The sequence below is a fragment of the Oscillatoria nigro-viridis PCC 7112 genome, assembly GCF_000317475.1.
Classification (GTDB): Bacteria; Cyanobacteriota; Cyanobacteriia; order Cyanobacteriales; family Microcoleaceae; genus Microcoleus; species Microcoleus nigroviridis.
In genome coordinates, this window is the sequence record NC_019729.1 from 5437306 (window position 1) to 5461943 (window position 24638).

25 protein-coding genes are annotated in these 24638 nt (G+C 46.0%); 10 read left to right on the plus strand and 15 right to left on the minus strand.

The window, feature by feature from the left end; genetic code table 11:
* Window positions 1–210: 210 nt before the first annotated feature.
* The 5 genes from OSC7112_RS22575 to OSC7112_RS22595 form a co-directional block, all read right to left on the minus strand.
* Entirely contained in the window at window positions 211–693 is a 483-nt protein-coding gene (locus OSC7112_RS22575; RefSeq protein ID WP_015178074.1) for a flavin reductase family protein, read from the minus strand.
* 152 nt (window positions 694–845) lie between these two features.
* Window positions 846–1682, minus strand: a complete 837-nt coding sequence (locus OSC7112_RS22580; protein ID WP_015178075.1) for a dienelactone hydrolase family protein — start codon at window positions 1680–1682, stop codon at window positions 846–848.
* 100 nt (window positions 1683–1782) lie between these two features.
* A complete protein-coding gene (gene cobM / locus OSC7112_RS22585) occupies window positions 1783–2562 on the minus strand; it encodes a precorrin-4 C(11)-methyltransferase (protein WP_015178076.1) in 780 nt (259 codons plus the stop codon).
* Window positions 2563–2682: 120 nt separating this feature from the next.
* Window positions 2683–3579 (minus strand): prolipoprotein diacylglyceryl transferase, encoded by an 897-nt coding sequence (gene lgt / locus OSC7112_RS22590; RefSeq protein ID WP_015178077.1) that lies wholly within the window; start codon window positions 3577–3579, stop codon window positions 2683–2685.
* A gap of 197 nt (window positions 3580–3776) precedes the next feature.
* On the minus strand, window positions 3777–5003 hold the full coding sequence (locus tag OSC7112_RS22595; protein ID WP_015178078.1) for an RNA-guided endonuclease InsQ/TnpB family protein: 1227 nt from the start codon (window positions 5001–5003) through the stop codon (window positions 3777–3779).
* A 132-nt stretch (window positions 5004–5135) separates the two neighbouring features.
* Between OSC7112_RS22595 and rlmN the strand changes: the two genes are divergently transcribed.
* Window positions 5136–6245 carry a dual-specificity RNA methyltransferase RlmN gene (rlmN, locus tag OSC7112_RS22600; protein ID WP_015178079.1) on the plus strand — a complete coding sequence of 370 codons (1110 nt, stop codon included), beginning with the start codon at window positions 5136–5138 and terminating at the stop codon, window positions 6243–6245.
* Between the two features lie 235 nt (window positions 6246–6480).
* Here rlmN and OSC7112_RS22605 read toward each other — a convergent pair whose 3' ends face one another.
* The 4 genes from OSC7112_RS22605 to OSC7112_RS22615 form a co-directional block, all read right to left on the minus strand.
* Entirely contained in the window at window positions 6481–7515 is a 1035-nt protein-coding gene (locus OSC7112_RS22605) for a class I SAM-dependent methyltransferase (protein ID WP_015178080.1), read from the minus strand.
* A 200-nt stretch (window positions 7516–7715) separates the two neighbouring features.
* Complete coding sequence (gene purN, locus OSC7112_RS22610; RefSeq protein WP_015178081.1) at window positions 7716–8387, minus strand: phosphoribosylglycinamide formyltransferase; 672 nt, start codon at window positions 8385–8387, stop codon at window positions 7716–7718.
* Window positions 8388–8414: 27 nt separating this feature from the next.
* The gene (locus OSC7112_RS41910) at window positions 8415–8537 is read right to left on the minus strand and encodes a hypothetical protein (RefSeq protein WP_263053547.1); all 123 of its coding nucleotides are present in this window, start codon (window positions 8535–8537) and stop codon (window positions 8415–8417) included.
* Window positions 8538–8953: 416 nt separating this feature from the next.
* Window positions 8954–9529 (minus strand): GNAT family N-acetyltransferase, encoded by a 576-nt coding sequence (locus tag OSC7112_RS22615; RefSeq protein ID WP_015178082.1) that lies wholly within the window; start codon window positions 9527–9529, stop codon window positions 8954–8956.
* Window positions 9530–9588: 59 nt separating this feature from the next.
* On the opposite strand from OSC7112_RS22615, the gene OSC7112_RS22620 reads away from it, so the two are divergent.
* Window positions 9589–10479: a carbohydrate ABC transporter permease gene (locus tag OSC7112_RS22620; RefSeq protein ID WP_015178083.1), complete on the plus strand. Its 891-nt coding sequence runs from the start codon at window positions 9589–9591 to the stop codon at window positions 10477–10479.
* A gap of 276 nt (window positions 10480–10755) precedes the next feature.
* Here the strand turns inward: OSC7112_RS22620 and OSC7112_RS22625 are convergent, their stop codons facing one another.
* Window positions 10756–11346 carry a DJ-1/PfpI family protein gene (locus OSC7112_RS22625; protein WP_041623367.1) on the minus strand — a complete coding sequence of 197 codons (591 nt, stop codon included), beginning with the start codon at window positions 11344–11346 and terminating at the stop codon, window positions 10756–10758.
* A gap of 78 nt (window positions 11347–11424) precedes the next feature.
* Here OSC7112_RS22625 and OSC7112_RS22630 point away from each other — a divergent pair, with 78 nt between their 5' ends.
* Window positions 11425–11790, plus strand: coding sequence for a hypothetical protein (locus tag OSC7112_RS22630; protein ID WP_015178085.1), 366 nt, complete (start codon window positions 11425–11427; stop codon window positions 11788–11790).
* Window positions 11791–12088: 298 nt separating this feature from the next.
* Here the strand turns inward: OSC7112_RS22630 and OSC7112_RS34665 are convergent, their stop codons facing one another.
* A complete protein-coding gene (locus OSC7112_RS34665; protein ID WP_015178086.1) occupies window positions 12089–12235 on the minus strand; it encodes a photosystem I protein PsaX in 147 nt (48 codons plus the stop codon).
* Window positions 12236–12361: 126 nt separating this feature from the next.
* Window positions 12362–13318, minus strand: coding sequence for a lipoyl synthase (gene lipA, locus OSC7112_RS22635; RefSeq protein ID WP_015178087.1), 957 nt, complete (start codon window positions 13316–13318; stop codon window positions 12362–12364).
* Window positions 13319–13516: 198 nt separating this feature from the next.
* Here lipA and OSC7112_RS22640 point away from each other — a divergent pair, with 198 nt between their 5' ends.
* On the plus strand, window positions 13517–14065 hold the full coding sequence (locus tag OSC7112_RS22640; RefSeq protein WP_015178088.1) for a response regulator: 549 nt from the start codon (window positions 13517–13519) through the stop codon (window positions 14063–14065).
* A 286-nt stretch (window positions 14066–14351) separates the two neighbouring features.
* Window positions 14352–15443: a bifunctional heptose 7-phosphate kinase/heptose 1-phosphate adenyltransferase gene (locus OSC7112_RS22645; protein ID WP_015178089.1), complete on the plus strand. Its 1092-nt coding sequence runs from the start codon at window positions 14352–14354 to the stop codon at window positions 15441–15443.
* Between the two features lie 278 nt (window positions 15444–15721).
* Here OSC7112_RS22645 and OSC7112_RS22650 read toward each other — a convergent pair whose 3' ends face one another.
* Both OSC7112_RS22650 and OSC7112_RS41915 read right to left on the minus strand, forming a co-directional pair.
* On the minus strand, window positions 15722–17476 hold the full coding sequence (locus OSC7112_RS22650; protein ID WP_015178090.1) for a CapA family protein: 1755 nt from the start codon (window positions 17474–17476) through the stop codon (window positions 15722–15724).
* A 559-nt stretch (window positions 17477–18035) separates the two neighbouring features.
* Complete coding sequence (locus OSC7112_RS41915; protein WP_263053548.1) at window positions 18036–18158, minus strand: hypothetical protein; 123 nt, start codon at window positions 18156–18158, stop codon at window positions 18036–18038.
* Window positions 18159–18378: 220 nt separating this feature from the next.
* Between OSC7112_RS41915 and OSC7112_RS22655 the strand changes: the two genes are divergently transcribed.
* The 5 genes from OSC7112_RS22655 (at window position 18379) to OSC7112_RS22675 (ending at window position 23716) form a co-directional block, all read left to right on the plus strand.
* A complete protein-coding gene (locus OSC7112_RS22655) occupies window positions 18379–19572 on the plus strand; it encodes a HEAT repeat domain-containing protein (protein WP_015178091.1) in 1194 nt (397 codons plus the stop codon).
* A gap of 93 nt (window positions 19573–19665) precedes the next feature.
* Window positions 19666–20742: a glycosyltransferase family 4 protein gene (locus OSC7112_RS22660; RefSeq protein WP_015178092.1), complete on the plus strand. Its 1077-nt coding sequence runs from the start codon at window positions 19666–19668 to the stop codon at window positions 20740–20742.
* A 44-nt stretch (window positions 20743–20786) separates the two neighbouring features.
* Complete coding sequence (gene map / locus OSC7112_RS22665) at window positions 20787–21548, plus strand: type I methionyl aminopeptidase (protein WP_015178093.1); 762 nt, start codon at window positions 20787–20789, stop codon at window positions 21546–21548.
* Window positions 21549–21838: 290 nt separating this feature from the next.
* Entirely contained in the window at window positions 21839–22768 is a 930-nt protein-coding gene (locus tag OSC7112_RS22670; protein ID WP_015178094.1) for a S66 peptidase family protein, read from the plus strand.
* Between the two features lie 165 nt (window positions 22769–22933).
* Entirely contained in the window at window positions 22934–23716 is a 783-nt protein-coding gene (locus OSC7112_RS22675) for a hypothetical protein (protein ID WP_015178095.1), read from the plus strand.
* A 305-nt stretch (window positions 23717–24021) separates the two neighbouring features.
* Here the strand turns inward: OSC7112_RS22675 and OSC7112_RS22680 are convergent, their stop codons facing one another.
* Window positions 24022–24225, minus strand: a complete 204-nt coding sequence (locus OSC7112_RS22680) for a hypothetical protein (RefSeq protein ID WP_015178096.1) — start codon at window positions 24223–24225, stop codon at window positions 24022–24024.
* Window positions 24226–24638 lie beyond the last annotated feature (413 nt).

A 24638-nucleotide genomic window follows, 5' to 3' on the forward strand; every position in this document is an offset into this window, starting at 1 on the left:
TTATGAACAGGCAAGATGCCTGTTCCACAAAGTGAATTTTCTTGTGGGGTGGGCATCCTGCCCGCCCATAAAAACCCTATTGAGAATGGTGCAACATCTCAGTCTAATTCAACATAAAAATTGGTTTAGTATTCAGAAACCCGGACTTTTAAAGAAACCGGGTTTCTCAGTGTTAGTTTTTTTTACTAACAACTGCCAACTGCCAAGTCATTAGCCGCCGTAATTCCAACCGGTGCTTTCTAGCAGCAACGGATTGCCTTCTCGGTGGACGCCTGCCGCCAAAACTTCTCCCACATAAACCGTGTGATCCCCGTGTTCCACAGCGCCGACAACTTTGCACTCGATGTAACCCAGAGAATCCGAGATAATCGGACAACCAGTTTCCGCGCCGGGATAAAATTCTACATCCTCAAATTTATTGCCAACGCGGCGCTGCTGCTTGAAGAATTTCTGGGCTAAGTCTTTTTGCCCTGCTTCTAGGAAACTCAAAGCAAAGACACCGCTGGCTTTGATCATGGCGTGGGATTTGGAGTCTTGCTTGACGCAGTTGACAACTAAGGGAGGGGTAAAAGAAGATTGCATCACCCAGCTAGCGGTGAAACCGTTGACTTCCTCCCCGTCTTTGACACCGCAGATGTACAATCCGTGAGGGATTTTCCGCAAGATGGTCTTTTTAGCTTGTTCGTCTAGCACGGGCTTACCTGTTCGATCGATAATTCTACACCGCTCAGTTTACCAATGTCGGGCCCACAAACCCACCTGTCTTAAGGGCTATTCGCTAATATTGCCTTTTTCGAGCCCAAACTTGACACCAGTTTTAAGTGACAATTAACAACTCAAAACTATTATGCAACTCCGTGCTTCTTAAACCAATCTTGCATCTGTTTCCAAGCATCCTTAGCTTCTTTTTCCCGGTAAGTGGCGCGATAGTCGGCGTTAAAACCGTGGGGCGCATCTGGATAAAGCACAATTTCCGAACCGCTGCTACCAGTTTTGAGAACTTCCCGCATTTTCTCGACTGTATCGTTGGGAATTGACTCGTCTTTGCCACCGTAAAGCCCCAATACAGGTACTTTCAAAGTTGCTGCAAGGTCGATCGGCTGTTTGGGAGTTAAAGCCGTAGAATCGGCAACCAAACGCCCGTACCAAGCCACTCCAGCTTTGACTTTTGGGTTGTGAGAAGAGTACAGCCAAACAATTCTGCCGCCCCAGCAAAATCCTGTAATTCCCAACTTATTAATATTGCCTTTTCCTGATTTTTGTGCCCACTCTACGGTAGCATCTAAATCGGACATAACTTGAGCGTCGGGAACTTTCGAGACAACTTTACTAATAATTTCTTGGATGTCGGTGATTTTAGAAACATCACCTTGACGGGCAAACATTTCTGGGGCGATCGCTAAATAACCTAATTTGGCAAAACGGCGGCAAATATCTTGAATGTGGGCGTGAACTCCGAAGATTTCTTGAATTACTAAAATTACTGGAAAATTGCTGCCGCTGGCTGGCATTGCTCTGTAGGCTGGAATTTGCCCGTCTTTGACGGGAATTTTTACCTCACCTGCTATTAAACCAGCAGCATCCGTATTGATAACGGCAGCCGCAATAGGATGAACTGCTAAGGCAAATCCGGCGCTTAATGCGGTGACAGTGATAAATTGTCTGCGAGTTAAGTCTTTCATCGGTAATGGGGAATGGGGAATGGGGAATGGGGCATAGGGAATTGGGAATTGGGCATAGGGAACTGGGCATTGCAACTGCCAACTGCCAACTGCCAACTGACTACTGACGGAAAAGCCGATCGTGCTCTGGATGGTACAAGCGCGATCGTCCTTCTGCTGATTTTCCCAACGCCGGACTAATCACATACATTGTCGTTCGGATCAAATTATTTTCGCGCGTAGCAACGGCCATTTTGTCAAGGGGAACTAGCACAATTTTTTCATCCGGCCAGCCCAACCGATAACAAATCGCTACAGGCAAATCCGAGGGGTAATGTTCCATCAATTTAGCTTGAGCTTGTTCGACATGGCGGGCGCTCAAATACAGGCACAAACTCGCTTGATGAGCCGCTAAACTCGCCAATTCTTCGCGTTCGGGTACTTTTGTTCTGCCGCTAATTCGCGTCAAAATAATTGTCTGTACAATTCCCGGAACTGTCAACTCAATTTTAAGTTTAGCCGCCGCAAGTTGGAAAGCGCTAATTCCCGGGATTACCTCAAAAGCAATTCCCTCGGAGGCCAAAGCTTGCATTTGTTCGCCGACAGCCCCGTAGAGACAGGGATCGCCGGAATGGAGGCGGACGACGCTTTTTCCGGCGCGCACTCGTTCCACCATCAAAGGTACAATCTCTTCGAGGGTCTTATCCGCAGTTTGGATCGCTTCTGCATCCGCGCGCACCCCATGCAAAATTTGCTTTGGGACTAACGAATCAGCAAATAAGATGACATCGGCTGCAGCCAGTAATTTTTGAGCCTTAACAGTCAACAAATCCGGGTCTCCCGGGCCTGCACCTACAATGTATACCCCTGGAATTAGGGCTTCAATCTCTGTCAAACTCATTGCTGCTAAAAAATTTGCTAAATTTACGGACTCTTCCGGATGTACCTATTTTGGTTGGAAGTAAGGGATGGTAGATGCACCCTGGTTTTGAACCCTAGAGACTAACCTCTCTGGGGTTTTTTATTGATCCTCTGGGAATTTCTGAGCGCTCTTTGCCCGGCGATCGTAATTCGGGGAGACAACATCGGGCAAAGGTCGATCGAGCAAATAAAGCCAAGCTAACCCGCCCAACCCTAAAACAATCCCAGTCAAGCTTACCATCTGTGCAGTCCGCAGCGGCCCGAACATCAAACTATCAGTCCGCAACCCTTCAATCCAGACTCTACCGCAACTGTAAGCTGCGATATAAACCAAAAATAAAGCACCTATTTTCAAGCGAATTTTGCCCTGCAAATCGCGGAAAAATAAAGTCAGAAGCAACCCAAATACTGTTAAATTCCACAGGGATTCGTAGAGAAATGTAGGGTGGAAGTATTCAAAATTAGCGTAGGCGGGCGGGCGGCTGTTTGGCGGAATATAGAGTTTCCAAGGCAAATCCGTAGGACGGCCAAAAGCTTCCGAGTTAAAGAAATTTCCCCAGCGTCCGATCGCCTGACCGAGAATTGCCGAAGGCGCGATTAAATCTGCCAATTGCCAAAAAGAAACTCGCTGGATTTTCGCAAAAATTAAAGCTGCGATCGTTCCCCCCAAAATCGCCCCGTGAATGGCAATTCCGCCTTTCCAAATTGCAATAATATCTTCAGGCCTCTGGGCGTATTGCGGCCACTCGAAAGCCACGTAATAAATTCGAGCACAGGGAATAGCGGCCAGAACCAGCCAAATTGCCAAATCACCCAACAATTCCGGGTTGACGCGGCGTTTTTGGGCCAAGTATTGGGACAGGCTGACCCCAATCAAGACGGCAGAAGCTATTAACAGCCCGTACCAGCGGATAACTACGGGGCCAAGTTGAAAGATAATTGGGCCCGGCGATGTAAATTGAAAGCCTAAAGGCAGCGCAAGAATATTTAGCACCATAAAAGTTGCATTAATTGTGTTGGAAAGCTGTCAAATTTGCATACCCTTTCACAAACTCCAGAGTTTATTTTAGGTGGCGGCGGTCATTTACACGCAATTTTTGTGGAATTTAGCCAAAAATTAACTTTTTTGTGGAGATTTCTTTTACCTTCTGCCTTCTTGAGGATTGACAGCAGCTTTGGTCGAGAAGTTGTGAACTACCCAGCGCTGATGCTATCGCATACAGCGTGGGCTTCTGTCTTCGTAGGGGAGTGCCTCAGATTGGACTTACGCCCCACCTTTGGACTTACCTTCCCTCCAACAGCAGAAACGGCTGTTCCATCCGTCTTTAGCATTCTGATACCTTCATTCCTGATATTTGTTGCAGCATTGCCATCTCTGTCGTGATGAGTGCCACAGTGAGAGCAAGTCCACTCGCGCACCTCTAGAGACATTTCCGAGACTTGATGCAAACAAACTGAACAGGTTTTCGAGCTAGGAAACCATCGATCAATTTCTACTAACCTACCGCCTTTGCGGTCTAATTTGTAGCTCAGGAAATTGACAAACATTCCCCAGCCAGCATCAGACATAGCTTTAGCTAAGCAATGATTACGAACCATGCCTTTAACATGAAGATTTTCTACTATGACAACTTGGTTTTTGTTGACCAGTTTTCCACTGAGTTTATGCAAAAAATCCTGCCGACAATTGGCTACCCGTTCGTGTACCTTAGCAACTAAATTTTTAGCTTTTTTGCGAGAATTACTGCCATCCTTTTTACGCGCTAACTTTTGCTGCTTGCGCTTGAGATTTTGTTGATGTTTTACAAAATGTTTAGGATTCTCAAACTTAGAAATCTTAGTGCCATCGGCAGCGATCGCAAAGTGTTTTAATCCTAAGTCAATCCCAGCGATTTTGCCAGAAGTTGAAAATTCTGGATTTTTACCTTCAATCTCAAATAAAATTGCAGCAAAGTATTTACCCGAAGGGTTTTGGCTAACTGTGACAGTTTTGATTTTTCCATCAATCGGTCGATGTAATTTTGCTTTGACTACTCCAAGTTTAGGGAATTTGAGTTCAGAGTCAGAAACTACTTGAACATTTTGGGGGTATTGAATCGACTGCTTATGCTTTTTTGACTTGAACTTAGGAAACTGAGCTCTTTTGTCAAAAAAGTTTTTACAGGCAGTCGTGAGATTAAGCGTGGCCGCCTGTAGCACTTGACTGTAGCAGTCACTTAACCATTCATATTCCTTTTTTAGCGCTGGCAGTAAAGCATTTAATGCAGATTGTCCAAGCCCTTTGCCAGTCTCTTGATAGACTTCAATGGACTTATTAAGCGCGTAATTCCACCACCAACGAGCGCAACCAAAACTCTGTGCCAGATGCTGGGACTGTCGATCGGTAGGGTATAAACGAACTTTGACAACTTTGCGTAGCATTTACTTACTGCTAATTGCTATTAATAGTAAATATTATCTCAAAGGTTTTGCCGATCTGCAAAGATCGGCACTCAACGGACTACTATTAAAGTGCGGGACTTCCCGCTTGTTAGTTAAATTTTGTGATGACCTATGTCTCCTACTTCCGTTTCTCAGGTGTACTCTTCTGGTAATTCCAAGGGTGCGAATCAGTCTCGCAAGACTGCTGCTTTGGCTGTTGAGTCGGGTAAAATTCCGCCCTTGCTGGGGGCGAGTTTAGCTGAGTTAACGGAGTGGGTACAGCAACAGGGACAACCTGCTTATCGGGGAAAGCAGTTGTACCAGTGGATTTATGAGAAAGGTGCGCGATCGATCTCTGACATTTCTGTATTCTCGAAACAGTGGCGCGAGACTGTTGCTAAAATTCCGATCGGGCGATCGACCATTCACTATCGATCGGTCGCACCAGACGCCACCGTAAAGTATCTCTTAAAATTGGCCGACGGTCAAATCATTGAAACAGTCGGCATTCCCACCGAAAAACGGCTGACTGTGTGCGTCTCAGCCCAAGTTGGCTGCGCGATGGGCTGCGACTTTTGCGCTACCGGAAAAGGCGGTTTCAAGCGCAATTTAGAAAAACACGAAATCGTCGATCAAGTCTTGACAGTACAGCAAGATTTCGGCCGCCGAGTCAGCCACATCGTATTTATGGGAATGGGCGAACCCCTGCTGAATTTCGATAATGTTGTAGCTGCTGTCAAGTGTTTGAATCAAGACGTAGGAATTGGACAGCGAAACATCACCGTTTCCACAGTTGGAATTCGCAATCGCATCAGCCAACTAGCCGAACATCAACTGCAAGTTACCCTCGCCGTCAGCCTCCACGCTTCCAATCAAAGATTGCGCGAAGAGTTAATTCCTAGCGCCCGCCCTTATCCTTTGGGCGAGTTAATCGCAGAATGCCGCGAATATGTGCGATCGACTGGACGCAGATTGAGTTTTGAATACGTACTTTTAGCAGGTGTGAATGACTTGCCGGAACACGCAGCCGAGTTAGCAACTCACCTGCGCGGTTTTCAGTGTCACGTCAATTTGATTCCTTACAATCCGATTCAGGAAGCTGATTATAAGCGACCGACTCCCAATAGAATTAACAGTTTTGTTGCGGTTTTGAAGGAAAAGAAAATTGCAGTTAGCGTGCGGTATTCTCGCGGCTTAGAAGCAGATGCAGCCTGCGGACAATTGCGGCGATCCGAGGTTTAGGATTCGATTTTTAACCGCTAAAATTTGTTGTATTGTAGGGTGCGTTATACCTGAGATGTTGCAGCATTCTTAATTAGCCTTTTGCGGGCGGGCAGGATGCCCACCCCACAAGAAAACTCCATCTTTGTGGAACAGGCATCTTGCCTGTTCTTGAGAATGGTGCAATATGTGAGTTAGACCGTGTTATTTTATCAATCATCGATAAACTACTTTGTGACGCACCCTACTATTTTAGCTATAAGCGTTTAACAAGTATCCACCGCAACTCTAACGGCGGCGTTTCTTGCACGGAAAATAAATCCCGCCCGCTGGCCCAACTCACAAACCAAGGTGTCGGCGGCCACGCAGAGTCAGGCAAATGTTTTTGTTCGTATTCAATCACAGATTCATCAGAAATAATTTCTAACGGCAAACCCTCGATTGCTGCTTGCAATTCTTGTCGGGTAATCAGATAAGACCAACACAATTCAGACATTTGTTTTGCCATCTCGTCGGGTTCGTACCCATCTACAGCTAAGAAAGTGCTGAATAAGATAAACCCGCCACTTAAAACGGCATCGGACATTTTGCCGAGAAACAGGCGGACTTGTTCGGGGTAGCGGAAATGAGAGAGAACTTCGGTAGCAATGGCTAATTTGTACCGATAAGTTTTCATCCTCAATAATGGGTCTAAAACGTCGCCTTGGATGACATTTATCGGTAAGTTTTCGGCGGTTGCTGCGGATGATAGTTTTTCGGCAAATATCGGTGTTAGTTCGATCGCATCCACGGAATGGCCTAACCTTGCTAAAGGCAAACTATTGCGCCCCGGGCCCGCACCAACATCTAAAATAGGTGCTTTTCCCGGTTCGCCTAATTCGGCGGCAATGGCGATGACTTTGGCATCGGGATGGCTGCCGAATAAAGGTTCGGGGCGAATATCCGGCCAGCTATGATATTTCTGGGCCATCGATTCGATTTGAATCTTGGTATTCAGAGTAATGCCGCCGGCTAAACCGGTTTGGGAATTGGCGGGAAAATATGAGACTATTAGATTAGCGTGGGGGGAATTTTTGAATCCTTCTGCTAAGGCGTTGGCGATTAATGTTCGCAAGTTTTCGGTTTGGGCAGCGTCGATGTTTTGTCCGAGAATGTTTAAGAAGTCTGAGAGTAATTTAAGATAGTCGTCTAGCATCGATGGCAAGCAAGGCAGATAGAATTCTCCCTTGATGCCGATGCTCTTTTTGAGCCTTTCTTTGAGAATTAATTTCAGGCGATTCGAGTCTGTCATTCGATTTTAGATTTTAGATTTTAGATTTTAGATTGACTCTCGCATTGAATCTGGGATCTAGAACAAGACTCTAAAATTTTGATCTTTTCAGCACTTAAGTCATTCGCAACTATCCGTTTTTGGGCGGAGTCAGCGGCGGGCCTGTTTCGGGTGATTCGCTGACGGGCAATTCGGGGATAGATGCGGCACTGGTGAGGTTTTTAGTCACAATATTTTCGATTAGATTCGGCAATAAGTGCGATCGCACCCAGCATAATCTTGTGCTCTTGCACCTGAATTCTCGCGTGCAGCGTTTCTGCGGTATCATCAGGCAATACCGGCACCGCAGCCTGCATTAAAATCGGCCCGCTGTCTACTTCTAAACGGGCGATATGCACCGTACATCCGGTGATTTTAACCTTAGCGGCCAGTGCTTGCTCCACCGCGCGAATTCCTGGGAAACTCGGCAGTAAGCTGGGGTGAATGTTAATAACGCGATCGGGAAAAGCATCGAGCAAAACTTTGGTAACAATTCGCATCCAACCCGCCATCACTACCCATTCTACATCATATTCTTGAAAAGTTTTGACAATTTTTGTATCTAATTCTTCGCGGCTTTTGCAGTCGCGGTGATTGAGCAGAATCGAGGGAATGCCGTATTTTTCGGCTCTGGCTGCGGCTTTGGCTTCGGGGTTGTTGTAAATTAATACTGGGATTTTAGCGTTGAGTTCTTGGTTTTGGATGGCTCGGGCAATTACCTCGAAGTTGCTCCCGCTTCCTGATGCTAAAACTCCTAATTTTAAGGGAGGATGGGCCGGAGCGATATAACTTTTGCCAATCTCAGGAGAAATCAGGCAGGCATTGGAATTAACAGATACTGGATTAGCGGTCATTCGATTTTAGATTTTAGATTTTAGATTTTAGATGCAAGGATTGACGCCACGGATAAATTCGGGGGCGTGAGGATTTGAGATTTGAGATGCTTTCGATTGATTCCACGGATAAATCCAGGGGCTTGTACCACCTTTGAAATTCTCGGTCATTCGATTTTAGATTTTAGATTTTAGATTTTGGAGGCGACCCCACGGATAAATTCGGGGACGTGAGGATTTTAGATTTTAGATGCAAGGATTGACTCCACGGATAAATCCAGGGGCTTGTACCACCTTTGAAATTCTCGATCATAAAGATAAAAACTATTCACTCGTATTCTACTATAGAGGTAAAGGGTAAGGTGTGCTTCGGCGCACTCTACATCGAGATATTGCGTAAGTCCTAAGTATATTATTTTTTGTCGCTGACAATCAAGCATCCAGGATACAAGCCCCCGGATTCATCCGTGTAGAAATAAAAAACCTATATCCGATAAACCAGCCCCCGAATTTATCCGTGGTGTCAATGCTTCAATTCTAAAATCTAAAATCTAAAATCTAAAATCGATTGACCTACTGATTCAACCTTATTCTAAAATATTCTCAAAAAAGTCTTCCCTGAGAATCGAATAAAGTTTTAGATCCCAATATCTGTCTTTCACAAATAGGTGCTGTCGCAATACCCCTTCCAATTGCATCCCCACTTTTTCCATCACCCGAGCGGAAGCAATATTGTTAACTTCACATCGAGCCATAATTCGATTCAGCAACATCTCCCGAAAACCGAATTCAATCACTGCATTGACAGCCTCGCTCATGTATCCTTCGCCCCAATAGCTCCTAGAGAGTGCGTAGCCAACTTCCGCGCGGCTGTGCGTCATGCTCCATTCCACAAACCCGCAAGTCCCGATAAACTTTTTCTCGGCTTTATGGACCAGTCCCCAATCTACAAGCTCTCGTCTTTTGTACATTTTTGTAAGTGACCTGAGAAAGTATTTAGTGTCTTCGAGCGAGGTGTGGGTTGACCACATTGTGTATTGCGATACTTCGGGATTTGAGGCATACTCAAACATATCGCTCGCATCGTTTAAAGTAATTTTTCTGAGCAGGAGCCTTTCAGTTTCTATAGTGGGTAAATGAGCTAATATATCGAGAAGGTTCATTTTGACATTGACCTATATTGTGATACCATTTAAAACTAAAAGCTAAAATTTACAAGCCAATGGTTCGGATTAAATTTGGGCGTTTTAACTGGTTGGATAATGATGCGATCGCAGCTTGGACTTTTCTGGCCCCAGCTTTGCTGTTTCTGGGTACTTTTTTGATTTGGCCGATCGCCTATTTATTTTACCTCAGCTTTACCAGCGGCAGCTTTACCCAGTCGGGAGTGCGTTGGATTGGCTTCAACAACTACTGGCGTCTAGTCACAAACCCGGATTTCTGGCAAATTCTCCAAAATACGCTCTATTTTACTACTGCGACAGTCATTCCCAGTTTAGTGATTCCATTGGGCTTAGCAGTTTTGCTAAATCGCTCGTTTGCTTGGCGAGGAGCTCTCCGCACCGCTTATTTTATTCCTTCGATTACCTCTTTAGTTGCAGTTGGCTTGGGTTGGCGGTGGTTGTTTCAAACCGAAGGCCCGGTGAATAGTGCGTTAATGGCGATCGGCTTAAATCAAATTCCTTGGCTTAGCAGCACAGTTTGGGCAATGCCAGTGATAATTCTGCTCAGTGTTTGGAAACAATTAGGCTTTAATATGGTAGTATTTTTAGCAGGATTGCAAGCAATTCCGGTAAATCGTTACGAAGCCGCAGAATTGGATGGAGCTAATGCTTGGCAGCAATTTTTGTACATCACTTTACCCGGTTTGCGACCGACTTTAGTATTTGCTACCGTCACTACCGCTATTTTTACCCTGCGGAGTTTCGAGCAAGTTTACGTCATCACCGGCGGCGGCCCTTTGAACTCTACTAATTTGCTAGTTTATTATATTTACGAGCAAGCTTTTTCGCAATTTGATTTTGGCTATGCTGCTGCTGCGGCAACTTTCCTGATGGCTGTAGCTTTGATATTAGTTTATGTTCAGCTTCGAGTTTGGGGCGAAGATGCTTGATTAGCTAGGGGTATGGACACGGCAATGCCCATTGGTGTTAAGTTAACGTCCAAATTTACCAGTCTTTTGTCCATCTAATAAGCCTCTCGATCCCCCCTAACCCCCCTTATTAAGGGGGGAACAAGAGCGTCAAAGTCCCCCTTCTTAAGGGGGATTTAGGGGGATCGAATTTCGGCTATAAACGAGAGATACAAAGGATTTGAAACTTAAATTGACACTAAGAGATCGTGCCGTGTTCGTACAAATAAAATGTGCAATTAACTAGATTCGCAATTACTAATTCCCAATTTTATATTCCATGTGCTCTGCTGTTTGTTCAGCTTGTGCTGTACCCAAAAGTTTGCCGACAACGTGCAAAGACATATCAATTCCCGCAGCAATTCCCCCAGAAGTGATAATTTTGCCGTTATCTACAAATCGCTGATTTTCGATAATAGTTGTGTTGGGTGCTAATTTTTTCAATAAATCCAATGCCCGATGGTGTGTAGTTGCTGCCAAACCTTCCAACAAGCCAGCTTTTGCTAAAAGCAGCGAACCCGTACAGACAGAAAGCACTAATTTTGCTGTTGGCGCACAATCTTTTATCCAATTAATAACTTCTGAATTATTAATTAACTTTCTCGTACCTTGTCCTCCCGGTACAATTAAAATATCCGGTGGCGGACAATCGGAAATTGTGCAGTCGGGATTTACGCTCAAACCGTTGCGGGCGCTGACAGCACCGGGATGTTCGGCTACGGTAGAGACTGCAAAAGGTCGATCGCCCTTACTTAATTCTGATGTCACCGAAAACACTTCAAAAGGGCCTGCAAAGTCCAGTACCTCGACATCATCGAACATTAAAATAGCTACGTTCCTAGTTGCCATAAGACCTACTTCTGATAGAGGCAACAAATCTCGGCGATTTGTTATCGTAGAACTGGTATAATTTAAATTATTAAAGCTATGCCGAAAAATATTCGCCATCGCGCCCTAACAATCTGTCTTTTGTGTCTGGCTTGCGCCTTAGCAATTGCTGTTGCGCCAATTGTCACGCCCGCTCAATCCACAAGTCAATTAGAATTTCGCATTACTCAATTAGAAAGTCAAATTTCTGAACTCAGAGGACAAATCTACAGTTTGCAGAATCAAGGTTCTAGAGGTAACCGGCCTCAGTCTCCTTCCCCTTCCGGTTCTGGTCGCACAAATCCTAGAACGGTGTCGGGAGACCCGATGTTTGATAATTTAGCAACTTTGGTAATTGAAACGAAGCAAGATGTTATTAAAATTCAAGAGCGGTTGTCAAAGCTAGAAGCGTCGAGAAATCGTTAGAGAAGGAAGAAGGAAGAAGGAAGAAGGAAGAAGGAAGAAGGAAGACAGGACACGGATTTTGACACGGATATACGGATTAATTATTGAGCCAAAGTGGGAAGTCAGGAGTCAGGAGTCAGGAGTCCGAAGGAAGAGGTAAGAGGGAAAGGGAAGAGGGAAGAAGTCAGTAGTTATTAGTTAGAAGGATGAAGTCCTATTCTCTCCAACTCAAAACTCACAACTTTCCCCTCGGCCTCTCTACCATTCTCCGACGTTGAGGTCGAGAACAGCAGGGTCTGCTAAAAGTTAACTTGCAGAACTATTCAATGATATGGAAATAATAGGCTGCCACCAAAAAATTGATAGCTAACAGCAACAGAAACCAGGCTGCGCGAAAGGTGTAAGGGAATTTGCCCGTTTTCATCACGGAGTCGGATTTTAATTGGTTCTTCGCTATCTCTGCCATAGGTAAAGCTCCTAATTCATAATGTCACTCTATTTACAAATAGCAGAGAGCGTCGCACTTATGCACAATCCTCTAGAGTTATTTTTTGTAACAAGGAGTTTATACCGAGTTGAGTTCAGATTAATTTCAATCGCTCTCTCCGGCGTGGTAGGAACTGCGGACGAGAGGCCCCGATCGCACGCGCTCAAACCCCATCTCCCGGGCGATCGACCCGAAACGGTCAAATTCCGCCGGCGTCCAGTATTTACGCACTGGGAGGTGCTCTAGAGATGGTCTCATGTATTGACCGAGGGTGAGCCGATCGCACTTGGCGTCCCGCAAATCGGCCATCGCTTCGACTATCTCGGCTTCGGTTTCCCCGTGCCCCAACATCAAACCGGATTTGGTGGGAATAGTTGGGTCATATTGCTTAACAATACGCAGAACGTCGATCGAGCGATCGTACTTCGCCCCCCTCCGCACCGGCCCTTGCAACCGGCGCACCGTCTCAATATTGTGGTTGTAACAAGCCGGTTTAGCCTCCACCACCGTGCGAATCCGAGATCGCTGCAACTCATCGAGGCCGGAATTCTCCCCCTCTGAACTCCTCCCGATTCCCCCCCAAAAATCCGGCGTCAGTACCTCAACTTCAGTATGCGGGTTCAGAATGCGGATTTGGGCGATCGTCCTGGCAAACCAACCCGCACCCCCATCCGGCAAATCATCCCTCGCCACCGAAGTCAGCACCGCATAGCGCAAACCCAACAACTGCACAGCCTCGGCAACCTTTTGCGGTTCCTCCGGGTCGAGGGGCATCGGAGAATGACCTTTATCTACTTGACAAAAAGCACAAGCGCGGGTGCAAGTCGGGCCCATCAACAAAAAAGTCGCCGTTTTTTGCGCGTAGCACTCGCCCCGGTTGGGGCATCTCCCCTCTTCGCAAATCGTGTGAATTTGCCGCTGTTTAATAATTTTTTGCACTTGCGAAAGTTCGCTAGCTTTGCCGATGGGGCGGCGCAACCACTCCGGCATCGCCTCGATTTCACGCCGCATTTGGGCGGCAATTGCTTTGACTGTAGGAGTTTGAGGAGTTTGGGGCGACATATAATTAAGTGGCGATCGATTTAATTCCTTCGATCGTATCCGAAATCAAAGCCCCTGAACTTGTAGGAGTTTCACCCTCAACCAGAATCGCGCCCAAGTGCAACAAAACTAAACTCGCCCAGAACTATGGGTAGAATTCTGTTAGGGATATACTGAAGGTTGCAAATCATCACTCATTCATTACTGAAGGAGTCAGTCGTGGCTGGTCAAAAAATCTTGGTAATCGATGACAGTAAAGTCATCCGCGTCCGAGTCCGAGAGATGTTGCCTCAGGGTAACTTTGAAGTTCTAGAAGCAAAAGACGGCGAAGAGGGACTCAAACTGATCCGTCAAGCCCGGCCAAATCTAATTATGTTAGATTTCCTACTGCCCAAAGTCAGCGGTTGGGAAGTGTATCAAAAAGTGCAAGCCCATCCTGAGCTTTCTAAGATACCTTTGGTGATCATGTCGGGCCGCGAAGAAGAGGTGATGGAAAAAATTCCGAAACCCTTTGAGAAGCATTTTTTTGCATTCATCGCCAAACCGTTTGAGAAGAAGCAGCTAACCGAGGCAATCAAATCGGCGATGGTACTGGCCAAAAAGAAACCAGTGCCGGAAGCCCCAGCCGCCGCTGCACCCCCTTCTGGAGCGGGCGCCGCCGAAATTCAGGCGATGACTGTGAAAATGGCGAAAATGCAAGCGGAAATTGATGCACTCAAAAAACAAATGACTCAGGTGATTACGATCATCAAGCAGAAATTGAAATAATTCTGCTGTTTTTTGAAGGCATTTATGTAGAAGGAAACTTCCACACCGTGAAACTTTCAGTTGAGTCTCAAGGACTGCGATTTTATCTGCATTTTTTTGCCAAATTGTTTGAGCGAGTGCGATCGCCAACAGCCTGCAACTGGTTTCTCAAAATCCCAGTGAGAAAATCAATTAAAAGTTAAAAATAAAACAAGGGAGGAAATTAATTATTAATTAATATTAGCATTTTTAATTCCCGCTGGTTCCACACTCAATTATCAACTCCTCAGTCTCATTTTTTTGGTTAATGACTAACGACTATTCCGATTTTTTGCCTCAACTGCGTGCCTCAACAGAGCAATTATTGAAAAGATTAGACTGCTTCGATCGAGCGCAGGTATTAGCGATCGGAGATTTGACCTTGGACGAGTTTCTTACCGGACAAGTAGAGCGAATTTCCCGCGAAGCACCTGTGTTGATTTTGCGCTACGAAAATACTCAGCAAGTACCAGGAGGTGGCGCAAATGCTGTCTATAATTTAGCCAAACTGGGAGGCAAAGTAAAAGTTGCTGGTTTGGTGGGAAAAGACGACCAGGGAAAGGCTTTGTGCGGTATTTTTGAGGCGGCGGGAATTGATACGGGTGGGATTTTAATCGATTCGCAGCGTCCAACTGTCACCAAAACTAGAATTTCCGGGCACGCGCGGCAGTCTGTGACTCAGCAAATTGTCCGAGTCGATCGCAAATCGGACGAGTTGCCGGATTTAGATTTGCAGTTGCAATTGGCAGACTACATCCGGCAGCAAATACCGACAGTAGATGCAGTGGTTTGTTCCGACTACGGCGACGGAGTTTTGACTCGTTTGGCGATCGAATCGGCAGTGGTTCCCGGCAAAACAATTGTAGACGCTCAAACAAATTTGCAGCGATATTCTGGAGCAATGTTATTTACTCCGAACTTGCCAGAAGCCGAGCAAGCCGTCGGATATCCTATCAAAAACCCTCAAACTTTAATGCAAGCAGGACGCGATTTATTGAACTTAACTCAAGCTCAAAAAATCCTGATAACTCGCGGCGAAGAAGGGATGACTTTGTTTGAAAGGGCGAACGGCGCAGAAATCAAAAATTCACCCCCTCCAACATCCATTTGTGAAAAGGGGGAATTTGCCATTCAAAGTTGGGACATTCCCCCTTTTAACAAGACTGATGTATTCGACGTAACCGGTGCTGGAGATACAGTCGTAGCAGCAATGACTTTAGCTTTGTGCGTCGGTGCATCCGGTTGGGAAGCGGCAGTCTTGGGCAATTTGGCGGCTAGTATTGTCGTGCGTCAATTCGGTACGGCAACGACGACTGCGGAGGAAATGAAAGAAGCTTTGAAAGCAATGATTGATGACTAATTATTAGTGATTGGTAATTGGTAATTGGGAATGGGGAACGGGGAATTGGTTATTAGTTATTGGTTATTTGTGATTAGTTATTGGTTAAGCTGTTGTGCATTTAAATAGGGTGTGAGGATTTGGTGAAAGGGAACAGGGAATGGGAACGGGGAACAGACAATATGTAATTTAAATGCACGACAGCTTATGGGTTATTGATTATTAGTTACTCGTGACCCATGCGCCATGCGCCATGCCCCATGCTCCATGCCCCATGCCCCATTCCCAATTCCCAATAACTACTTACTCTTTTTCAAAATTTGCCCCTTGTCATCAATTGTCAAACCGCTATTGGGAAAATCGCTCTTTGTCAAACGGTCAATCAACCCGACAGTCCTAAAATTGTTATCAACAGCCGGCACACCTCGCCCGTCAAGTTGGATGGGGATAATCTTACCAGAAACAAAATCCCCTTGCGGAGTCATTTTCACATCCAAAATTAGAGATTTACCCAGTGCTCCTGCGGTGGACAAAGTGCGATAACCCAAAAAATTTCCCAGGGAATAAGCAATCAATTTCCCTTTATAAAGTTCCATCGCTCGGGGAACGTGCGGGCCGTGTCCCAAAATCAAATCTGCTCCCGCATCAATCATCGTCCGCGAAAACAAAACCATATTTCCCCGGTTTTCTCCGTAAAAGAACTCAGTTTTATTTCTCACATTGATAGCTCCCGTTCCTTCAGAGCCAGCATGAACTGATATCACTACAATATCAGCCTTTTCCTTAGCTTTTTTGACAACTTCTGCTCCTGCTTTCAGTTCCAGCAAAGAATTGTGAACGTCGCCGTAGTTGCTGAAACCGATAAAGGCAAAATTCACACCCTTGACATTTTTATAAACAATTTGATCTCTTTTGCCAACAGCCTTCATGCCATTGCTGTCGATGTTTTTAATCGTGTCATTAAATCCCTGCTCGTGAAAATCGTAAGAGTGATTGTTGGCAATACTCAAAATATCAAAACCAACATCTTTGAAGATTTTGGCATAACTCGGAGGCGTCCGAAAGGCAATCAGCATTCGTCCGCCGCCTGCTTTGGAACTGTAAGGATAATCGGTCATCGTGCTTTCAAAATTGCCAAACAGAATATCAGCTCCTTTGAGGTACGGTTTTACCGACTCTAATAACATCTCTTTTTTTGCCGGCAGTTTGTTGTAGGGATAATTTGTACCGGGAACCATGTCGCCAACTGCTTTGATACTGACAGTTGCGGGCACGGCGGCAGGTTTTTTGGCAGCCGGGGAGGGCGATTTTGGAGCTGGAAGGGGTTTGGCTGCGGCTGCAGGCGCGGGTGTCGAGCTCACTTCTTGTACCGCAGGCTTTGATGTTAGAGGGTTATTAGTAGCGGTGGGTGAGGATTTGTAAAGTTGAGAAGCTAGAACAAAGCCGGATATCGGTACGAGAATTAGACTCACAGCACCGACTGACAGCCCAGATTTTTTAGTTTTAGTGCCTGCTAATTCTGGCTGCGGTGATGGCTTTTGCTGCCTTTGGTTTGGGGGTTTTGGAGTTGGGGTTTTAGGGGGTTGGGGCGGAGATTTTTCTGGTGTTTGAGTCGGCGCAGTTGTGACATTTTGAGTTTTTTCTAGCTCGGGCAAAGTCACAGGAATGGGAGAAGCTGGTAAACTAGCGGCTACTGCTTTACTCGCAGCTACTGCTGCATTCACGGCAACTAACGGACTCACGGGTGCGGAAGTCAAGCGTTTTTTTAATTCTACCGTCTGAGTCCAAGCGGGTAATTGCTCGCCGCTGCGCCGCCCGTAAACTGTCACTGAGTAAAGGTTATTTGGTTGCAGCCGCTGCAACCCTTTGACTGTGACTCGGAGACAGGCTTCTTCTGCGGGTAAATTTTCTGCTTCCAGCAGCAGGTGCAGGGTGTCATTTTCCCGGCTGGCTTTAGCCGTGACGCCGAAGCTTTGGAGTGCTTGGCCGATCAGAAATGCGATCGCCCTGGCATCGCCTTCTTTTGCTAAATTTAAAATATCTTGTTGGCTCACAAACGCCTCTACTCTCACACTAGAAATTTAGCCCGATCTTATATCAAATTTGGCGGCACAGCATGAAATACCGATTGATTTAACTTAAGTAAGTGGGTACAAATAAACAGAACGTTGGCAGAGGACGCCCGGGTGAAAGGATCTACTCGCTCTCACTATAGCTCCTAACTAAATCCGACCCTACTTTTACAAGATAGTATGATTTGTGGCGCTTGCTAGCTGACTGCAATATTTCCTAACGGTTATCTTAGCCGATCGCCCAAACACTTCTATCCGGCATAATTTCCCCCTTCAAATTAACATCGGTCAAATCAGAGCTCTCTTTCTTACAGCATTTTTGGTAAGTAAAACTGGTTTGCGAGCGTCGAGAGTCCGTCCTGGAATGTACGGGAAATATGCGGTTTAGCAGCGAAAAATTAACGAAAAAACCTAGTTTCTCGTTACCAGTGCAATCCCCCTGTGCCGCTTCCGCCCAAATTCACACAAAAACGATCGACCAGCAGGCTCGGAAGCTTGTTAAACTTTTGGTCATGCCACGCTATTAGTGAGAAATCGACAGCTAGCCAAAATCGTCTGCTAGCGCCGCCGCAGTGCTGCGCTGCGACTGCACTGCACACTGCACGTAGCTAAGATTAGCTGCAATCAACTTTCGGGATGCCGCTGCTAAAGTCGCAGCCGCCAATGTAGTTGTTCGTTTTAAACTAATTATTTAAAGGAGTTGCACGTCAATGACACAATTGTGCTTATAAGATCTGGCTCGGTGCCCTCTCAAATCAGGGTTTTTCGCTAGTCTGGTGCTATTTGTGAGTTAGTTAAGCCCATAGCAGCTAGGATCGAGCTAACTCAAGGTTAAACTAAAGCTCGTCATGCGGCGTTGCCTCTCAAAACCCGGATTGAGTCTTATGGCGCATTACCGCTCCTCTGTATGTTTGTTCACCTGCATTGCCTGTCTGGGCGCTGCGATCGGTCCAAGTGCCGACGGAGGGCAACAGGTACTCAATGCCTCCTACCGGGCTGTTTCCCAAGAAATTGCTCGGGCGAACTCTCCCCCGGACGACCGCCAGGATTCCAAGCCTCCAAAACCGTCTCCAGCGCCGGATAAAAACAAATCTCAGCCGTCCAAAACGTCCAAATCTAATTCTAAGCTCCCGAAATCGGTATCCAATTTTATAGTCATTTTGTCTCGTCAGCGGGGGTTCTTAATGTTGGGTTTGGCAGCAGTTGTCGTCACGGCAGCAGCAGTATTTATCATGCTCAAATTAGTGAGCAGTGACGAGTCAAATTATTCTAAGCGAAGACGGGGAAGATTCGATCGTCACAACCAAAGAAACTCTCAATTCACTAATCCCGATTCTCCTACAAACTCGCACGAAAGTAGACCGCAAGAGACTTCTTCTGGGGGACAACCGCTGTCAGCCTTGCCCTACCCTTTTGATTTGCAAAAAGGCCACAGTATCGAGAGCAGCGATCGACCTTTACCGTTTATCCTGGAATCCGGGGAACCAGAATCCGAGGATGCAGGAGTCGAGGGCGATCGAATTAATTCCGACACCTCGCCCTTGGAAGCTCACAGCAATGGGTACAGCGACACAGCTTTCAACATTCCCGAAACAACTAATCAAACCGATTCCCTAGCGAACAAGAAAGGTATTGCCCTTCCCGAAACGGATGGTAGACCTAAAGTTGATATTATTGAAGCACTGATTGAAGATTTGCAGCAGCTAAATCCGGCAAAGAGGGGCAAAGCAATTTGGGAACTAGGCCAGCGGGGAGATTCCAGAGCAGTTGAGCCGTTGCTCGATTTGCTAGCAAATTCCGACTCCAAGCAGTACAGTTTAGTTTTGGCAAGTCTCTCGGAAATTGGCATTCGCACGCTTAAACCCATGAATAATGCGTGGTCAATTTCGCTGCAAAATGAAAATCCCGAAGTGCGTAAAAATGCAATTCGCGACTTGACGCGGATTTATGAATTGGTGAATCAAATCAGTTACTTGTTGCACCGCGCGACGGACGATCCAGATCCAGAAGTTCAGGAAACTGCTCGCTGGGCAATCAATCAGTTGAATCGCATCCGTCCGCGTTCTGGAATGGATTAATAAATGTAGCAATTTTCAAATTATTCTCAAATTGAAATTTGAGATGGGAGAATTTATAATTGAGTTCGTGTTAAAATTAGTGAATGCTGGCTAATGACTAATAACCATTTAAAAGTATTGTTCCTGTCAACTTCGGTCGGTCAACTAGGTTCGGGGTTGGGTGGCGGTGTCGAACTTACAGTCCTTAACATTGCTAAAAAATTGCAGAGTCTCGGTCATAAAATAGCAGTTGTAGCACCGATAGGTTCAGTATTAGAATCAATTCCAATAATCGAAATAACGGGCGAGTTGCAAGTAACCGCCCAAACACAAGATTACTACGATCCTATTGTGATGCCCGCAGATTCGGTGCTGGCGAATATGTGGGAATATGCTCGCCAAGTTCAGGATGAATGGGATGTCATTGTTAATTTTGCCTACGATTGGCTGCCGTTTTATTTGACACCATTTTTTAGGACTCCGATCGCACATTTGATCAGCATGGGTTCCCTTTCCGCAGCCCTCGATCGCATTGCCGGACAAACCGCCGTCCAGTTTCCTGGTACGATCGGAGTTCACACCGCTTCTCAAGCCAAAACATTCGCCTTTGCCGGTGAATGTCAGTTGTTGGGAAATGGCATAGATTTATCCCTGTACGAATTTTGCGACCAACCGCAGTCTAAATTAGCTTGGCTGGGCCGCATCGCCCCGGAAAAAGGCTTAGAAGATGCAGTAGCAGCAGCGAAAATTACAGGCATTCCCCTGAAAATTATGGGCAAAATGCAAGATGAGGATTATTGGCAAAAAATTTGTACAGATTACCCGGATGCTCCGGTAGAATATTTAGGGTTTTTGACAACAACCCAAATGCAAGAGCAAGTCCGTCAGTGCCGAGCATTGTTGATGACACCGCGTTGGGTGGAAGCTTTCGGAAATGTCGCGATCGAGGCTTTAGCGTGCGGTGTACCTGTGATTGCTTACGAGCGCGGGGGGCCGGCCGAAATTGTTCGAGACGGACTGACGGGCTTTTTAGTGGAGCCTGATAGTGTAAATGGCTTGGTAGGTGCGATCGCCCGCTTAGACCAAATTGACCGCAGCGCTTGCCGGCGACAAGCAGAGGTAGAATACTCTTTGGAAGCTTTGGGCGATCGTATTGAACGCTGGTTCAAATCTATTCTCAAATTGAGTTAAATAAACTCTTAATCGACCAGAAAAAAAGAAAACAGAAAAAGACTATGGGAACCGAACGTTTAGTGCTTTTATCCAGTAGAGAAATAGAAAAAATGCGCCAAGCCGGTCGCTTAGCTGCCGAACTTCTGCTGCATCTCGAACCGATGGTAAAACCGGGAGTAAGCACTTTAGAAATTAACGATGAAGCCGAACGCTGGACTTTGGCACGCGGAGCAAAAAGCGCTCCCCTAGGTTATAAAGGATTTCCAAAATCTCTGTGTGCAAGCGTCAATGAAGTTGTCTGTCACGGCATCCCGAATGCTAAACAAATTCTGAGAGAAGGCGACATTATTAATATTGATGTAACGCCTTTAGTAGATGGTTATCACGGCGATACTTCTAAAACTTTTTTTGTCGGGAAACCTTCGCCTGTAGCGAAAAAGTTAGTGGAAGTAACCGAGGAATGTCTCAGAAGAGGAATTGCGGAAGTCAAACCGGGTGCTCGTACCGGTGACATCGGTGCAGCGATTCAAGAATATGCTGAAGCACAGGGTTTTTCGGTAGTGCGAAATTTTGCGGGACACGGCGTTCACCGCGTTTTTCACACTGAACCGGAAATTCTGCACTACGGCAAGCGGGGCACGGGGAAAAAGCTCAGACAAGGCATGGTTTTTACGATCGAGCCCATGATTAATGAGGGTACTTGGGAAGTGGAAATTTTGGGCGACGGTTGGACTGCTATCACGAAAGATGGAAAGCTTTCGGCTCAATTTGAGCACACTCTGGCTGTAACTGATTCTGGGGTGGAAATTCTAACTTTACCTTAGCAATCATTAACAAACAATCTGAAAAACTCACTCCTAAATCAATAATCTACCATATCCCGTAGGGGCGGGTTTCACAGAAAATTTCCGCATGAAACAGACAATCTCGAAAACCCGCCCCCACCCAACGAAATATGTAAATTTGGGTAATGTTGATGTCGATAGTCGCTGGGTTTGGGGCGGGTTTTTGATATGGTTTGTTTGAATAGTTGATGGTTGGTAAAACCCGCCCCTACAGAATTACGATCGATTCACCAAACACGATATAACTAATAACTAATAACTAATAACTAATGACTAACATAAAATTTCTGCAACCAGGAGATTTGCTCAAAGTAATTGCCCCTAGTGGCACTTTGCGAGAATCAACCAACTTTGAAAAGGGTGTAGAAATTTGGAAATCCCGCGGCTATCGACTTGAATTAACACCGGGTTTTGACGATCGCTGGGGCTATTTGGCAGGTTCCGACGAAAACCGCGTCCGACAGCTAGCAGATGCCCTCAATGACCCGGATTGTCGCGGTATTCTGTGTGTTCGAGGCGGTTTCGGCAGCACTAGACTTTTGGAAAAAGGAAAAGTGGGAAAGCCGGAAAACTCCCAATTTCCAACTCCAGATTCCCATTCGCCGAAATGGTTGATCGGCTTTTCAGATATTACTGCTTTGCTGTGGAATCACGACAAATTGGGGATTTGGGGCGTTCACGGGCCGATGCTGACAACTTTGGCGGATGAACCGGATTGGTCTGTCGATCGACTTTTTGACTGCATAGAAGGTCGTCCCTTACCATCTTTGCAAGGTAAAGGATGGGGCAGCTCAAAAGCCACCGGGCGGCTGTTTCCTGCGAATCTGACGGTTGCTTCTCATTTGCTCGGAACCCCGTATCAACCGGATTTGACCGGGGTTATTCTCGCATTTGAGGATGTTTCCGAGGCTCCTTACAGGGTCGATCGAATGCTGACTTTGTGGCGGATGGCGGGGGCCTTCGCTGGGGTGCGGGGCATTGCTTTGGGGCGCTTCAGTCGCTGCGAGATTGACCCGAGTATTCCCAGTTTTAGCATTGAAGAGGTTTTGCGCGATCGGCTGGGGGATTTGAATATTCCGATTGTCTCGGATTTGCCCTTCGGGCACGACGGCGTTAACGCTGCTTTACCTATGGGAATTACGGCTTGTCTCGATGCCGAATCGGGATTGCTGATTTGCGGCGGTAAATCGCAACTTTAGATTGGGGATCAACGTCTGTGACTTTAGCTTGAGATTTTGCACCCGCTAAAGAGTCTGGTTGGGTGAGGTTGACACGGTTGGCAGAAATTACATTTAAAATGGATTGTGTATGCAAATGTCAGCACCAAAAAAGCAAAAAGATTTTAAAATTTTCGAGAGGTTGATATGAAAGCACACAAATTGTTAAACAGTATCGCTGCCGCAGTCCTAGTTACGGGATTGGCACTTACGGGGATTTCCTCAAGTGCAGTTGGCGAACAGATACGGAATAACGATCGCATAGATGGAGTAATTCGCCGCACTTCCCCGATTTACCGTTTCCGAAATATGTGGACACCGGGATCTCCGACGGAAGAATTGCGGGGTCAAGAATACACTTTCAGCGCTCGGGAAGGCGATAACATTGAAGTGTTTTTAGATACAGATAGAAGTCGCGGTTTTACTCCCGTTATGGTGCTGTTTTACGGGAACAACAAACAAGTCGCTTTTACGCAAGACCGTTCTTTTAATTATCAAATTCCCCGTAGCGGTGATTACAAGCTTTTAGTGTTAGCAAAAGATGCTTCCAGAGGCGGTAGCTACACGCTGGAAGTTTCGGGAATTGATGGGGGCGACAGACGATCTCGCAATTCGCGGGACGATTGGTATACTAGGCGGGATGACGATCGATATGACGGTCAATATGACAGAGCACGGCTTTTGGAAGATGATTTTGACTTGCGGGCTGTTGATTGTCGCGAGAGACGTTCTATGGTGAGAGTCAGGTTTGACGATGGTAATCAAGATTCAACTTACTGCGCTGTCCCGAATAGAAGGTTTCCGGCGGGAGATTATTACTACAATTCGCGGACTAGAGATTTAGATTCGGCGAGGCGGAATGATAGTAGATTCGATGCGGGCCGAGATCAATGTCGGGTAGTGGTGGGCGGAGTGTGCGTGACGAGGTAAGCGGAAAAAACCAGAATATTTCCCAAGAAATTGTAGGGGCGGGTTCCCCAACAATCCCTAATTCACATCAACAATATCTATAAACCCGCCCCCACCCAACCTACCAACTCCGATTAGGAACAAGTTTTTGGAGTTCTGCGATGGGTGGGGGCGGGTTTTTGAGTTCGTCGATTTCATTGTAGATTTGGGTGAACCCGCCCCTACAAATCTTGGTATTTTAGATGTAATTTTGTATTCGTGAATCAGTTGCTGCTTACCTGCTAAAATTTCTGAGGCTATTAATTCAGCTTCTAAAATAATGGATACTATTGATATTTAAGGCTTCCGTTTTCATTATATTCAAGCTCATGATACTTCCCACCTAAACCTAAATCATATAAGCACCTCTGGTAGTTTTTGGGACCCATATCAAAAGCATTAGTCTGATTCAATCTTGCCCATTCAGCTACTTTGATCTGGCTAGTTACCCCTGAAGCATCCGCTACGGTTTTGACAATCCAATCAAACATCTTTATTTACTGTTTAAGTTCGTATAATTTAATGATATCCCTATGATTTTTATTGTCAAGTTTCCATTCAATTAGTTTCCAAGCGCGAGTGGGGAGATTTGCGAGGGTTCCCAAAATTATCCGTCAAAACTCCTTCAATCCCGCCGAGTCAATCCCTGAAACCATTGCCCAGCAAAGCTGCGAGGGTTAGAACGAAACAGCGTCGTTTAAAAGATTTTCCCTAAGCCTCGCAAACTGCCAGAGTTCGATCGCAATTGAAACAAGCCCAAAGAAACCGGGTTTTTCAGCTAATCTACGAGTCACAACGCATTATCTTCGCAAAAAAACCGGTTTCTGACCACCCGTGCGTCCAGCACTAGATTCGAGTTCTAGCCATTGTCTCAGTTTCTTTCGCGATCGCAAAATACACATTT